Annotated in this window: 10 protein-coding genes; 3 read left to right on the top strand and 7 right to left on the bottom strand. The window is 40.9% G+C overall.

From position 1 onward, the window contains the following. Positions 1 to 204 precede the first annotated feature (204 nt). A complete protein-coding gene (locus Q0954_RS01485) occupies positions 205 to 1596 on the bottom strand; it encodes a DUF885 family protein (RefSeq protein WP_299452677.1) in 1392 nt (463 codons plus the stop codon). A gap of 429 nt (positions 1597 to 2025) precedes the next feature. Here Q0954_RS01485 and Q0954_RS01480 point away from each other — a divergent pair, with 429 nt between their 5' ends. After that, positions 2026 to 2643 carry a peroxiredoxin-like family protein gene (locus tag Q0954_RS01480; RefSeq protein ID WP_299452674.1) on the top strand — a complete coding sequence of 206 codons (618 nt, stop codon included), beginning with the start codon at positions 2026 to 2028 and terminating at the stop codon, positions 2641 to 2643. Between the two features lie 44 nt (positions 2644 to 2687). On the opposite strand, the gene Q0954_RS01475 is transcribed toward Q0954_RS01480, so the two are convergent. Both Q0954_RS01475 and Q0954_RS01470 read right to left on the bottom strand, forming a co-directional pair. Next, positions 2688 to 3257: an ORF6N domain-containing protein gene (locus Q0954_RS01475; protein ID WP_299452671.1), complete on the bottom strand. Its 570-nt coding sequence runs from the start codon at positions 3255 to 3257 to the stop codon at positions 2688 to 2690. Beyond that, on the bottom strand, positions 3257 to 3436 hold the full coding sequence (locus Q0954_RS01470; RefSeq protein WP_299452669.1) for a hypothetical protein: 180 nt from the start codon (positions 3434 to 3436) through the stop codon (positions 3257 to 3259). Before Q0954_RS01470 ends, Q0954_RS01475 begins: the two co-directional genes overlap by 1 nt. Before the next feature lie 364 nt (positions 3437 to 3800). On the opposite strand from Q0954_RS01470, the gene Q0954_RS01465 reads away from it, so the two are divergent. Both Q0954_RS01465 and Q0954_RS01460 read left to right on the top strand, forming a co-directional pair. After that, positions 3801 to 5195, top strand: a complete 1395-nt coding sequence (locus Q0954_RS01465; protein WP_299452666.1) for a hypothetical protein — start codon at positions 3801 to 3803, stop codon at positions 5193 to 5195. A gap of 545 nt (positions 5196 to 5740) precedes the next feature. Next, on the top strand, positions 5741 to 6508 hold the full coding sequence (locus Q0954_RS01460) for a hypothetical protein (RefSeq protein WP_299452664.1): 768 nt from the start codon (positions 5741 to 5743) through the stop codon (positions 6506 to 6508). A 68-nt stretch (positions 6509 to 6576) separates the two neighbouring features. On the opposite strand, the gene Q0954_RS01455 is transcribed toward Q0954_RS01460, so the two are convergent. From Q0954_RS01455 to Q0954_RS01440, 4 genes are all read right to left on the bottom strand, one after another. Beyond that, entirely contained in the window at positions 6577 to 7686 is a 1110-nt protein-coding gene (locus Q0954_RS01455) for a hypothetical protein (protein ID WP_299452662.1), read from the bottom strand. A gap of 13 nt (positions 7687 to 7699) precedes the next feature. Next, positions 7700 to 9319, bottom strand: coding sequence for a mucoidy inhibitor MuiA family protein (locus Q0954_RS01450; RefSeq protein ID WP_299452660.1), 1620 nt, complete (start codon positions 9317 to 9319; stop codon positions 7700 to 7702). 323 nt (positions 9320 to 9642) lie between these two features. Beyond that, the gene (locus Q0954_RS01445) at positions 9643 to 11406 is read right to left on the bottom strand and encodes a mucoidy inhibitor MuiA family protein (protein ID WP_299452658.1); all 1764 of its coding nucleotides are present in this window, start codon (positions 11404 to 11406) and stop codon (positions 9643 to 9645) included. Between the two features lie 4 nt (positions 11407 to 11410). Next, complete coding sequence (locus Q0954_RS01440) at positions 11411 to 13030, bottom strand: mucoidy inhibitor MuiA family protein (protein WP_299452656.1); 1620 nt, start codon at positions 13028 to 13030, stop codon at positions 11411 to 11413. Between the last annotated feature and the right edge of the window lie 38 nt (positions 13031 to 13068).

Below are 13068 nucleotides of genomic sequence, written 5' to 3'. Positions count from 1 at the left end.
GTAAATATAAAGAACCTTTAAAAGGTAAATGGCTTGAGGTAATAAATCTTGGTATTTTTTACTTTTTTCATAAAAATTAACCGAAAAATACTACTTAAGAAGGACATTTAGCTAAATAAAATGGTATGCAAAGGATAAACACGAACAACCTTTTCAAGAGGCTTGAGGTGTGGTTAATATTTCCAAAAAAATAAACAGAAAGTATCAATCTTTGTCAGGCGATTGACGGTAGGCTTGGTATTTTTTAATAAAGTCATTGACCATTGTTTCCATTAACTGCAAAGGTATTTGTCCTTTGCTTAACACCAATGAATGAAACTTCTTAATGTCAAAACTGGCTCCTAATGCTTTTTCACACTTCCGTTTCAATTCCAAAAGCTTGGCTTCTCCTAGTTTATAGCTTAATACCTGAGCTGGCCAACGCATCACTCGATCTACTTCACGTTGGGCTATGTCCATTCTAAATGGCAAGTGCTTTTGCCAATACGTCAGTGCTTGCTGCTTGCTCCATCCCTTGGCATGAATGCCTGCATCCAGTACCACTCTAACCGAACGAACAAGGTCCCAAGACCATTTACCAAACTCAGTGTAAATGTTTTGGTACAAGCCTAGCTCTTTGCCAAAGTTTTCGCAATAGGCTGCCCAGCCTTCAAAATAGCCAGGGTATGAAATAAGGCTATGAAAAGCAGGGCGATTTTTAAGATGAAGATTTTCCCAGTCGAAATGATAACTATGCCCTGGCAAAGCTTCATGAATATACAAAAAATCCATTCCCCGCCAATTGTGTTTATTTTGGTAAAACTTGAAAAAAAAGGTATTGCCGCTTACTTGGTTAGGTTGCAAATACCCTGGAGGTGTATCATAGTTTGCGTTGGGTATAGGGCTTATTTTTACCTTGGGTGGGGCAGTAAAGGCAAAAACCTTATGGAGGTGTTGTCGCACAGTACGATCAATGCGGGCATACCTTGCCAAAATGGTATCTAAGTTGGTTAGCTGAAACTGTGGGCTTTGCAAGTATTGATAAAAAGCTTGATCCCTTCCCTCATACCCTGCTTTTGCCTGTATTCTTCTGATATTACTTTTTACTCTTGCTACTTCTTTTTTGCCAAACTCCATGATTGCCTCAGGGCTTATTTCGGCGGTTGTCATACGTTTTACATATAACGAATACCAAGTTTTGGGTAAAAAACTTAATCCTTGATCAGGGATTGGTTGATTTTTATATTGTCTGATAAAGGCCAGTTGAAGATCGAGTTCTTCACGATTTTTTTTAAGCTCGTAGGCAAAATGGTCATAGTCATATTGTTCATTTTGAGCCAGTTTTGCCCGTTGAACCTGGGCAATTTTTGCTGCATATAGCTCAAAAAAGGCTTGTCGTTTCTTGAGCTGTATCATTGTAGGTATATTACGTAAATCTGCCTGATAACTAAAATTAAAGCCTCGCCTAATGCCCAGTTTTGAACATTGATCAGTATAGGTTTGAAAGATTTTTTTGAGGGTAATGGTCATGTTTTGCTTTTGGGAAAGCGTTTGGCAACTGACCGAAAACCAAGTGCAGCAAAAGCTCAAAATTAATACAGGTAAAGGGTGTTTCATGACATTGTTTTTTTAACCTAACAGTGAACAAATTACCTTTGCTCAACCACCAGAAGAGACTGAATAATCAATATCTATTTTTTATCATCAACAACATTGTCAAAACCTGCTATTTGCAGCTGAGGGCTGGTGTACGACCTTTGGTTTGCACCTGCTCGCCATTTACTCCACTTTGAGAAATAAGGTGCCTGCTATTTTTATTTAACTACAGTTTAACAAAAGGCGTGGAAGGAATGTCGGCTGGCTGACAAAAAACAGTAATTCAGAAAATTACATTTGCAAATAACAAGTATACATAAAAACATCAAGGAGAAATTGTACCATTTATTCACATGCTTGATAAAGCATCGAAACAGTTTTTTCTAAACTTATTATTGTACACCTTGTAGCCAATAGTTTGAATTTGCTACACTCTAACACTGATTAGATATGACTACAAAATTGACCAAAACACTTTTTGCTTTGACAATCATAGCCTTGTTAAGTACTGCTTTTCGTGCGGGCGATCCTTTGCCCGAAAAAGCCGAAGATGTTAGCCCTTTACTGGTAGGCGAAAAAATACCCGAAGTAACGCTTAACAACACCAAAGGGGAAGCAGTGAACCTAAAAAAAATGGTGTCTAATAAACCGACAGTACTCATTTTTTATAGAGGAGGGTGGTGTCCTTATTGCAATCGCCAACTTGCGGGGTTACAAAAAATAGAAAAACAAGTGTTGGCCTTGGGATATCAGATTGTAGCAATAAGCCCCGACAGCCCTCAAAACTTAAAAAAGACGATGAACAAAAACGACTTGTCTTATACTTTAGTATCTGATGCCAGCGCCAATGCAGCCAAAGCTTTTGGGATTGCATTTAGAGCTCCTAAAAAATATGGACGTTGGTTGAGTAAAAGCTCTGGCGGGAAAAACACCGAAAACATCCTGCCTGTGCCTTCGGTATTTGTGCTAAACAAAAAAGGAACAATCAAATTTGAATATATCAACCCTAATTATAAAGAACGTTTGAGCCCTGAATTACTCTTGGCTGCCGCCAAATTGAGTAAATAAAGACATTAAAAAAGCTCCTAAATACATATTTAGGAGCTATTGCCTCAAAACCCAATGGGGTTGCGTGGCGGAGGTTTGGTGTTATCGTCTAACACTTGAGCCAATTCCTGCAGCATGTTTACTACTATATCGAACTGGCGGCTTTGACTGCTAATATTTCCTTGATTTCCCTCAATCCGTTTTTCTATCTCATCCAAACGGCTCTCAAGTTGAGGAGGCAACGCCAACAAAAACTGTCGGTTTACCTTTTGTTCTTCCAGTTCTTTCATCATTGCCACAAAAGTACGGGCAACAACAATACTCATTCTTACTGCCACACTCGACTTCAGAATACCAGCCGCTTGTATTACTCCCAGCTCAGTAAAAGCAGTAGGTACACTGCTCGAATGTTTGAGATTAGCCAACCGGTCACAATTTGTGACCAGTTTGTTTTTTTCTTCTTGAGTAAGCTTAAACATAAAATCATGAGGAAATTTTTCGATGTTTCTTTTTACTGCCTGATTAAAGTGTTTGGTTTCTACATCATATAATTTGGCAAGGTCAACATCTAAAATCACGTGTTGATTTCTTAATAAAACAATGGCATCTCTTACTGGGTTGATTCTTTCGAGCATTAGGCCTCTCCGTTTTCTTGTGCTTTCTCTTTTTTGATGGCTTCCAACCCCTTTTTTATCAACTCGGCAGCTACTTTGGCTTTGTTAAGCTTTACATCTTCATTCATTCTTTTTTCGTGTTGATACTGCAATATTTCTTTGTCAGTATCGTCATCTACTTCAATATTCATGCGTGGCATAATACGATCTCTTTTAGTGAAAAAATATAACCATCAAATAGGGTTTGACAGCTAATTAAGTTGCAAGTATTTTTAATAACAACTTATTATAAGTAATACAAAGTTACACAAAAAGTGTAAATTATTTGAATCATAACAATCAGTTCATTATGTTTGTAACAAGTTGTAACAAAAAACACTAAAAACACTATTTAAATAACAAATAATAAACCACACTTCATGCCGCAGCATTTTTGCTAAAAATTCATTGTCAAAACTTGATTTTGCTAAAAATATTAGCCAGATTTACAGTATAATGTTCATAAAATTAGCAAATGCTCAATAAAAACTTGAAAGAGAATTAATTATAAAATTCAGATGGGTCATGAAAAATCTTGCTCAAAAACTTAAAAAAATCAAAAAACCTTCTGAAGTACATCAAAATGATGTGTATTCGGAGACGCATCGTTTGTCGAAAATGAGGGCAAATTATGAAAAGGCACGCGAGGAACTGACCGTTCAACCTTATTCTCAGCGCATGAAACCACTAGATAACTTTTTGTATGGGTTTCGATCAGTGTATCATTTTATATCTGTTATTCTGGGGTTGGCAACCTGTGCATTGGTGAGTTTGGTATTTGTAGGAATAGACACCCAAGGCAACGAACAATTTCCTCCCTGGCTGCTCATTCTCATGGCACTATTGATTGGTGGTTTGTTGGTGGGCGTATTGGTGGCAGTAGAAATGGCTAAAGTTACTTTTGCCAAAAACATTTTTAAGGCTAAAGCCAAACGAGCCAACATTAATACATTCTCTATAGTAGCACTGGCTTTTTTGGTATTTGTGTCTATAGCTTTAAGTGGCGTGGGTGGTGCTTTACTTTCTTATAAAATGGGCGACAAAACCCAACAGTTGGGTCAAACACTCAAAACCGGGGAAAATAAAGTAGCCAAACAATACGATCAGCGCCTGGTCCAATTGAACGAAGTCATCGCGGCACTGGAAAAGCTCTCAGTAGATAAAAAAGCCCGCAAATGGGGGCTCACCAAAGAGGAACAAACCAACCTACAAACAAGTAAAGCAGAAAAAATACAATTATTGGCGGCTAAAGAGAAAGCTCTCAGTAAGTTGAGCACTCAACACGACCATAAGCTTAAGGCAAATCAAGCGTATACTTCTACTACCATGTATGTAGCACTTGCGCTCATCACCTTTTTAGAGCTCATTACTATTTACGCCTATTCTTTTCATTATCAATATTTGGCACGTACCGAAAACGAAGGAGTACAATTCAATATTTTACCACATAGTGAAGCCTTGGCAGAAACACCTAAAGAAGCATCACAAGACACTATAGTCGAGCGATTGGTAGATAAGTTGAGCGAGGCTTTGCTTGCCAGCAAAGAAAGTGCTCCTGCGCCTAAGGTAGAAGCAGAAAAACCCAAAGAAATAAGCCCTGAAGAAACGACTCTGGCACCCAATACTCCCCCACTAGAGGTTTGGATGCAAGCATTGGAAGAAAAGGTAGCACAAATTACCCAACAGTTTCAGTCTACTCCAGCAGCACCCGATGCTGTAGTAGCACAAGCCCCCAACGAAATAAGTTTGCGTCCCAGCAGTACCCGAACCAACTTGCAGGCACTCAACGAAAATGCGCCGCTAGGCACTCATATAGAATGTAAAAACCCGGCTTGTAGCAAACAGTTTCAGAAGCGTAGCCACAACCATAAATATTGTACGCCTAATTGCCGTACGAGTAAATCTTTTATACTAAGATGAAAGTGATTGTAGGATTTACAGGATTAGCTGAAGCAGAGCTCAGCACAGCAAAGCTGTAGCTTCGGTTGATTAATGTTGGTATTCAAGCAATTAGTCAAAATCCATCATCAAAACCATTTTTGTTTAAGTATAATATTTGAGCTTTGGGCAACAAGCCTGACAAGTGGTGCCTTTTACCAATAATTTAACACGATGAGCCTAAATACTTCAATAGCAAAGTACGCTTGTCACTTGTTGCCCAAAGTTTAACACCTGAAGCAAGAATACCAATTATAAATGGATAGATCAACAAACACCCTTTGGCTTATAGCTGATCGGTGTTTTTTTTATTTCCCTCATTGCGCACACTCCATTCATAAACTCAAACCACACTTTCATAAACTACGGCTTGCCCCTTTCGATATAAATTTGCATTTTGAGGAATGTTCAATTCGTCAATAACTCACCGCTTTTTTCACCTTCCTCAGTCAAAAAAAATAGCTTATCCTGTCTGTGGACAGTGGATGGATTGCTGCCGAGTATTGATTCATCTAACTAAAAAAACAATGAAATATCTATTCAACACTCGTGTCATTGGTTTAGCATTTATTGCTTGTGTGTTTGCCTGCCTCACGGCTTGTGGGGGAGGTGATAAAGACAACAACACCGACTCGGCAGACAATGCCGATACAACCAGCAAAACGACCACTACTACCAGTGAAAGTAGTAACAACAATACTGACGCTGGTAAGGAATCGGAAGGGGAGCAAAAACCGGTAGCCAAATTGAGCACCAATATAGAGGATTATTACAAAATATGGGTCAAATCTTTTAAGGCCGACATGGAAAAACAATCGGGGCAAAAGGCGCAAGACCCTGAGGTTTCGGTAAAAGACATTGCCAATGGTTTTTTGAAAATTGATCTGGTAAAAACAGGAGTCATGGGTTATAATACCATGACACTATGGGCAGCTAAAAATGGTAAAACTACTTTGGGAGTATTGAACCACGGCTGTGGACCTATTTGTTTTTCAGGCACCATTACTTTTTATGAACTAGAGGGCGAAACTTTGAAAAACGTGACTGAAAAGGTGTTTCCAGTAAAAGAACAAGAAAGGCTACAAAAGCTGGGCTACGAAAAAAGCAAAAGCGACAAAGAATACAGCTACCCTGGCAATGGCTACTGGACTATATTGCCCCAAAACGGCACTACCGTAAAAATGGGGCTTGCCAAGGAAAATACTCAAAACAACAACAAGAAAGAGTTTAAACTATTGATGGCTGAACTACAATACAATGTAGCAGATAATACATTTAAATTGGTGGAGAAGTAGGTTGAGTGATTAGAAATAAACAGTGCCCACATTCCTCAAGCCAAGCAAGTTGCTTGACTTGAGGTTTTTTATAGGTGTGTTTTCCAAACTACCTTCCCCGTGTTGGTTTGCAGCCTTAGTAAATACTCCCCCACCAACACTACACTTTCGGTATTGTCTATAGGGATAAAATAGTATACCTTTGCTTTGTCTTTGGCTCCTGCCAACTGAGCAGCAGTTTGCTGCCACAAGGTTTCGCCAGTATTGGTGTTGATTGCCGTTAACACGGTTTTCTTTTTATCGGTGGTTTCATAACTACTAATAAGGGCAAAGTTTTGAGCAGGCAAACAATACCGTAAACGCCCATACACAAAATACTTATCTGTAGGCTCGCGCGCAATGTACAGGCGCTTTCTGATGCTGGAACGCCGGTTGCCAAAAAAACTTACTGGACAATATGCTCGACGATCATAATATTTTTTGTTTTTGACTGCCCCATACTTCGTTTTCAACAAGTTTTTGATTGGCTGAAAAGCCTTCAAAGGCTGGGTTGTTTTCTTGGCCTTGAGCGTATTTTCGGGCTCTCTTTGCAGGGTTTGAGCATTGTAAAAAAACTTCTCTCCTTTTTTGTTAATCGCCCACACCTGGTCGGTATTGGCATTATAGCCTTGTTTATAGATCCCACTTTTTAGTTCGGGTAAGTCTTTGAGGTTGGGCTTTTTAAATGCTTTTTTAGAGGTGCCCTTGAGTGAGAAAAAACGGCTATTGGTTCCTGCCTGCATCAATAGTTTATCATCTTCCCAAGTGAGATTGGTTACCTTGCCCTTGATAGACGATCTGAACAGTACTTCTCCTGTTTGAGTGTCTACCAGATACAAGCGACGGTGGTCAGCCCGTTTGCCTCCTTTGCTGTAGGTAGCATAATGGTCGCTCAAAGCCAGGTATTTGCCCGATATGCCTACATACGCAATGCCTTGCTCATGCAAGTAACCCAAGCCCCACCAAGATTTGCCTATGATAAGAAAAATGGGTACTGCTAAGCCTAACACTACCACCAATACCCCCACCCAGTTTTGTTTGATAAAACGCACCAGGTACTGTAGCAATAGTACCCACAACACCAACATAGCAATGTATGCAATAATGGGTAGTTCGTAAAAAAAATCAAACCAATGCAATAAAATTTGTCCAGTTAACATATTTGCATGCCTGTTAGATCAAACCATCTACTTGTTTATCACGTGGGTATTCTACAGCAAACTTAAAGGGAATATTCAAGGCTTCGCCCGGACTGGGTTTAAAAAACCACTCTATGTATTCATACTCGTTTTTCTTTACCTTGTCGCTGTCTTCTTTGTAGGTAGGCTCTAGCAAGTGTACCTTTATTTCATCATTGCCCGATATAGGTAGCTGGTCCCACACTACAATTTCTTCCTGAGTGGTTTTATTATTTTTTATTTCTATCAAATACTCATACACAATGTTTTGAGTTTTTTTGCTAAAAATGCCTCCCTCCTGCTTTTCATATTTTTTCAAAAACTTGTGTTCAATCTTAAAGCCTTGGTCTATGCCCAAAAACGTCCAAAACTCTTCGGTAGGTGCCACAGCCTCCATATGGGTGGTAGACACAAAGTTGTTGTCTAAAAACACGTTGGCACTGCCCGCCAAAAAAGGGTAAGCTGTTTCGTTGCGTACTTTGGCTTTGAGATAAGCATAAGGTGAGAGCTTGGGCACAGTAGAATAGCGAAAATGTGCCGAAAAATCTTCGATCATAATGGTTACCCGATGTTCGGTACCGTCGCTCTTAACGGTGTGTTTGCCCGATACACTAAAAAACACTGAAGTTGCTCCCGTTTCTACAGCTGAAGCAGGTTTTGCCATTACTATTTCTTCCTCTAGTTCATCCATCAATGCCCCTGTGTCAAGCTCTGATGTATACATTTGTGCCATAGGAGCTTCTATCATATTTGACATGCCCCTTGCAGCGCCAGGAGCTGGTGCCGGGGGTGGTTTGGGCACAAACAAGTTGATACGCCACGGCGACAGGTTGGGTTGTTGCCCACTTATCTGGGGTTGGGCAGTAGAGAGTTTGAGTGGCGTATCGTTCCAGTTTTCACCTGTGTTTTGTTCTACTATAGCATTGTAGGTAATGTGCATACGTTTGTCTTGAGTAGACACACGCAAGTCGTACACCGGGCGCCAACTGGCATTGTATACTATATAAGACAGTTCAAGCGCAAGACTGGTTTCTTGAGTAGTTTCTACCCATACCGTGACCTGGTTTTTACTGAGGCGCTTGCCTTGCCCCATCTGCTGAATCTGACTATTGATCTGATGGAGTTTGTTTTCCCAACTTCTTTTGTTTTTTTCTACCCCAAAAATCGCCTGGTCTACTGTGGCTAACTCTGTTTTGAAATAGCCCAACATATTTGCCCATTTTTGCGGGTCAAGCTCCAGGGTAGTTTCGGTAGTAGCCGGGGTAATCAGTTTTTTGCCTACCCCATCTACAAACTCCTTTTCTTTACGCAAACGGTTCAGCTCATCATCCAGCAAGCGTAATTCATCTTGAATATTTTGTTGCTCTTCATACAAGGTTTTACTATCCAGGTCGGGGGTTTCTTCATAGTGTACCGTTTCAAACTTTACGTTTGTCAGGGTAGCATTGCCTTTGCCATTGACTTGTATGCTGTTTTGATCTATATTTTTTGGCAATTTGTCAAACACCATTTGGTATTCGCCCGCTGTCAGCCCTTCTACCTTGGCTTGTCTGGTTACCTCAGCCCGGTCTTTAAATACAGTAACATTGGTAATTTTTGATTCTAAGATTTTCATTTGTTAGTTTTTGGTTTTAAGTGAATAGTGCTTGGTGATTAACTTTTAGTCACTCGTCATCCTTTCAGTAATTGGTCACTCATAATTGATCCATTCGTAATTAGAACTGTACGAAGTTTTTTAAAACACTGATTAATAGGGCTTTACACTTCATAATAGCAAAATTATACCCTCTTATTTGTTCCAAAAGAGGTAAAAAAGTGCTTGATTTTATGTATTTACTCTGTTTTACAACACTTTTACAAGATTTAAGGTGTTGATTATCAGTCGTATGTAAGACTTCGTACACTCGTCATTCGTAATTGACTAATTCGTAATTAACTTTAGCTTTCCTTCAACCACACATCTGCTGGATGGGTAATGGCAAATTCAAAGGGAATTTGCAGCTCTTTGCCAGGATCAAGCGTATACAACCACTCCATTGTTTTGAACTTATCAATCTTGAGCTCATCCGAATCTTCGCTATAAACTGGCTTTAAAAGTTCCACTTTTACCTCATCGTTTTGCGATGCGGGCAACTGATCTTTGACGATGAGTTCTATTGCCCTTGGTTTAAAGTTTTTGGCTTCAATGAGGTATTCATACACCAGATTTTTATGTTTTTTGCCAAACAAACTTCCTTCTTTCTTTGCATACTTTTTCAAAAACTTACGCACTACCTTCACTCCTTCATCTGTACCCAAAAAAGTCCAAAACTCCTCAGAAGGCGCTATAGTATCCATAGAGGCATTTGCCACAAAATTGTTATCCAAAAATATGTGGGTGCTACCCGCCAACAAAGGGTAATCGGTGTGGTTGGTGGTGCGTGCCCGCAAATAAGTGTGTGCTGATAGCTTGGGCACTGCCGAATATTGTAAGTGAGCCGAGAAGGTATCTTGTAAAATAGTCACCTGATGTTCTGTATCATCATTTTTGACAGTGTGCACCCCTTCTATTTCAAAAAACACTGCAGTGCCTCCAGACTCAATCTTTGCCCCTCCCCTGTCCATTACTGGAGGGGATTGTGGTTTATTATCTACTATTTTTTGCGCTTCTTCTACCTTGCGTTTTTCGTCTCGTTCCAAAAACTGGTCAATGTTCGACTCATCATACACTGCCCCAGCTATCATTATTCCCCGCTCTTTTTCTTCTACATCTTTTGCTGGCTTGGGCATGCTCCCCACTGCTGGTCTTTTAACCTTTTTCATTGCCTTTACCGCGCCGCCCGATATTTCCTTCATGGTTGTCTTCAAACGCTCGCGTACTTGTTGTGCAGTTATAGGATTGTGTTGTTGAATTCGCCACGCTTTGAGCTCAGGTTGCCGCCCACCAATGTGGGGGCGTGCCGTAGACAAACGCAGTGCAGCATTGCTCCATGACTCTTCAGTATTTTGCCTGATCATTGCCTTATACACCAAGTCCATTTCTTCGGTTTCGGTAGACACCCTTAAGTCATAATAGGGCTCCCAACTTGCCCCTTGTACTACATAGCTCAACAACAATTGCAAGGCTCCTTCTTCCACTACACTTATCTGTACTTCTACTTGTTTGCGGGCTTTTTGTGGTTGAGTAAAAAAGACCATTACTTCTTTTTCAAGCTTACTCAATGCCTCAGTATTTTGGCGCACTTGCTGTTTTACTTTCAGCAAAGCCTCGTCTACCTTGGCTTGTTTTTGCCCATAATAATCCAGCATTTTTAGCCAATCTTGCGGCTTGCTTTTGCGTTGCCCTTTGCTGGGTTTAGTGATACGGTTTACCATTCCTTGTAAAAACCGTTGTTGCCCTTGCAAACGTTGCTGTTCATTTTGCAGCTTTCTCCCCTCGTCCATCAAACCCTGCTTTTTATCTTCCAACGCCTTCACCTCTTCGTCGGGGGTTTGGTCATAGTATTCGGTCAAAAACTTTACTTGGGTAAGGGTGGCTTGGACACCCTTGCCGCTCACTTGCACGCTTTTTTCTTCTATGCTATCAGGCAGTTGGTCAAACACCAAGGTATGATTGCCCACAGGCAAATCCAGGCGAGCTTCACGGCTTACCTCAGCGCGGTCTTGAAACACCGTCACTGCCACCACCTTCGATTCAATCATTTGGTTTGTCGTGTTTTCCATGGGCTTACATATCTTCTATGCCAGTGAGACTAAAATCGTGGGGATACTCTAAAGCAAAGTGAAAAGGAATTTTTTCTTCTTTGCCTGGGGCAAGCTCATAAGTCCATTGCAAGCGATTGAGCTTGTCTTTTTTTAGCTGCTCAGTGTCTTCTTTGTATTCGGGCAATAGCAAGTGTACTTTTATTTCGTCGTGGTGCGAAATAGGTATTTGATCTCGGAGGGTGACTTTCTCAGTAGTTTTCTTATAATTTTGCACCAAGAGCTCATATTCATATACCACATTTTTGGTTTTCTTGCCAAAAAATTTCCCTTCTTTCTTTTCGTATTTCTTCAAAAACTTGCGCTCTACCTTCATGCCCTCGTCTATACCCAAAAACGTCCAAAAGCTTTCGGTAGCCGCCACTGTATCTATAGAGGCATTTGCCACAAAATTGTTGTCCAGAAAAATATTGGTAGAACCCGCCAAAAAAGGATAATCAGTATTGTTGGTTACTTTTGCCCGCAAATAGGCATACGACGACAGCTTGGGCACTGCCGAGTACTCAAACTTTGCCCCAAAGTCTTCTATCATTACTGTTACCTGCTGTTCGGTATTGTCGCTTTTTACAGTGTGCCTTCCGGCAATGCTAAAAAACACCGAGGTAGCTCCAGTTTCTATGCCCGAAGTAGCCTTGGTCATCTGTTCGCTACCTCCCCCACCAAAACCATCCAAATCGTCTTCTTCTGCCTCTTCCATACTTGCCACTTCAGACTTTGCCTCCTGATCTGCTACTGCCTCAAATCTGGTATTACGCAAATCTTCTTTGGCAATGCGTCCACCCACATCTACCCGCCAAGGCTGTAGTTGGGGTTGGCGTCCGCTTACCTGAGGCTGCGCGGTAGAAAGCTTCAGTGTCACACCTTGCCATTCTTCACCCGTGTTTTGGGTAACCAAAGCATTGTAGGTCAGGTTCATCTTTTTGGCTTCGGTTGACACTCTCAAGTCATAAAATGGTTTCCATTGGGCTCCGTATACAATGTACGACAGTTGGAGCTGTAGACTTCCCTCAGCTTTCATTTGTACAATTACCTCTACTTGGTTTTTGGTGCGGGTATCGTCATACTTCAGCGCTTGCAACTGCTTTTCTATTTTCTCAATCTTGCTTTGCCAAGTCCTTTGCTCCTTTTCGTTGGCAAATATTGCCTCATCCAAGGCTTCAGATTTTTGGCTATAAAACTCAAACATTTTCTCCCATTCGGCAGGGTCGAGCGTCGGCATATCGTCTTCTATGGGCGTGGTGAGTTTGATGGTAATGTTTTCAATAAACTTCTTTTCGTTGTCGAGGCGAGTGCTCTTGTTTTGCAAGTGGGCTAGTTCGTCTTCTAGTCTTTGTTGTTCATCCATGAGCGCTTTTTTGTCTTCGTCGGGCACCTCTTCATAATGGGCTACTTTAAACTTGACACTTGCCAACACTGCATTGCCTACGCCGTTTACTTGCACACTTTTTTGCTCTATTTTTTCGGGCAGGCGGTCAAACAAAAGCAGGTGTTCGCCCGTGGCAAGACTCAGCTCAGCGGTACGGGTTACTTCGGCACGGTCGCCAAATACGGTGACCGATGAAATGACAGAATCGATTATTTGCATGATTGTATTTTGAAAAGTCGGGTAGTGTCCAAAATACA

Source organism: uncultured Microscilla sp. (genome assembly GCF_947493425.1).
GTDB lineage: Bacteria > Bacteroidota > Bacteroidia > Cytophagales > Microscillaceae > Microscilla.
This window is presented reverse-complemented; position numbering and strand designations above follow the sequence as displayed.

Excerpts from the sequence above, each read along its gene's own strand:
- Q0954_RS01485 (WP_299452677.1), bottom strand. The coding sequence starts at position 1,596 with ATGAAACACCCTTTACCTGTATTAATTTTGAGCTTTTGCTGCACTTGG.
- Q0954_RS01455 (WP_299452662.1), bottom strand. The coding sequence starts at position 7,686 with ATGTTAACTGGACAAATTTTATTGCATTGGTTTGATTTTTTTTACGAA.
- Q0954_RS01480 (WP_299452674.1), top strand. The coding sequence starts at position 2,026 with ATGACTACAAAATTGACCAAAACACTTTTTGCTTTGACAATCATAGCC.
- Q0954_RS01465 (WP_299452666.1), top strand. The coding sequence starts at position 3,801 with ATGAAAAATCTTGCTCAAAAACTTAAAAAAATCAAAAAACCTTCTGAA.
- Q0954_RS01450 (WP_299452660.1), bottom strand. The coding sequence starts at position 9,319 with ATGAAAATCTTAGAATCAAAAATTACCAATGTTACTGTATTTAAAGAC.
- Q0954_RS01460 (WP_299452664.1), top strand. The coding sequence starts at position 5,741 with ATGAAATATCTATTCAACACTCGTGTCATTGGTTTAGCATTTATTGCT.
- Q0954_RS01470 (WP_299452669.1), bottom strand. The coding sequence starts at position 3,436 with ATGCCACGCATGAATATTGAAGTAGATGACGATACTGACAAAGAAATA.
- Q0954_RS01440 (WP_299452656.1), bottom strand. The coding sequence starts at position 13,030 with ATGCAAATAATCGATTCTGTCATTTCATCGGTCACCGTATTTGGCGAC.
- Q0954_RS01445 (WP_299452658.1), bottom strand. The coding sequence starts at position 11,406 with ATGGAAAACACGACAAACCAAATGATTGAATCGAAGGTGGTGGCAGTG.
- Q0954_RS01475 (WP_299452671.1), bottom strand. The coding sequence starts at position 3,257 with ATGCTCGAAAGAATCAACCCAGTAAGAGATGCCATTGTTTTATTAAGA.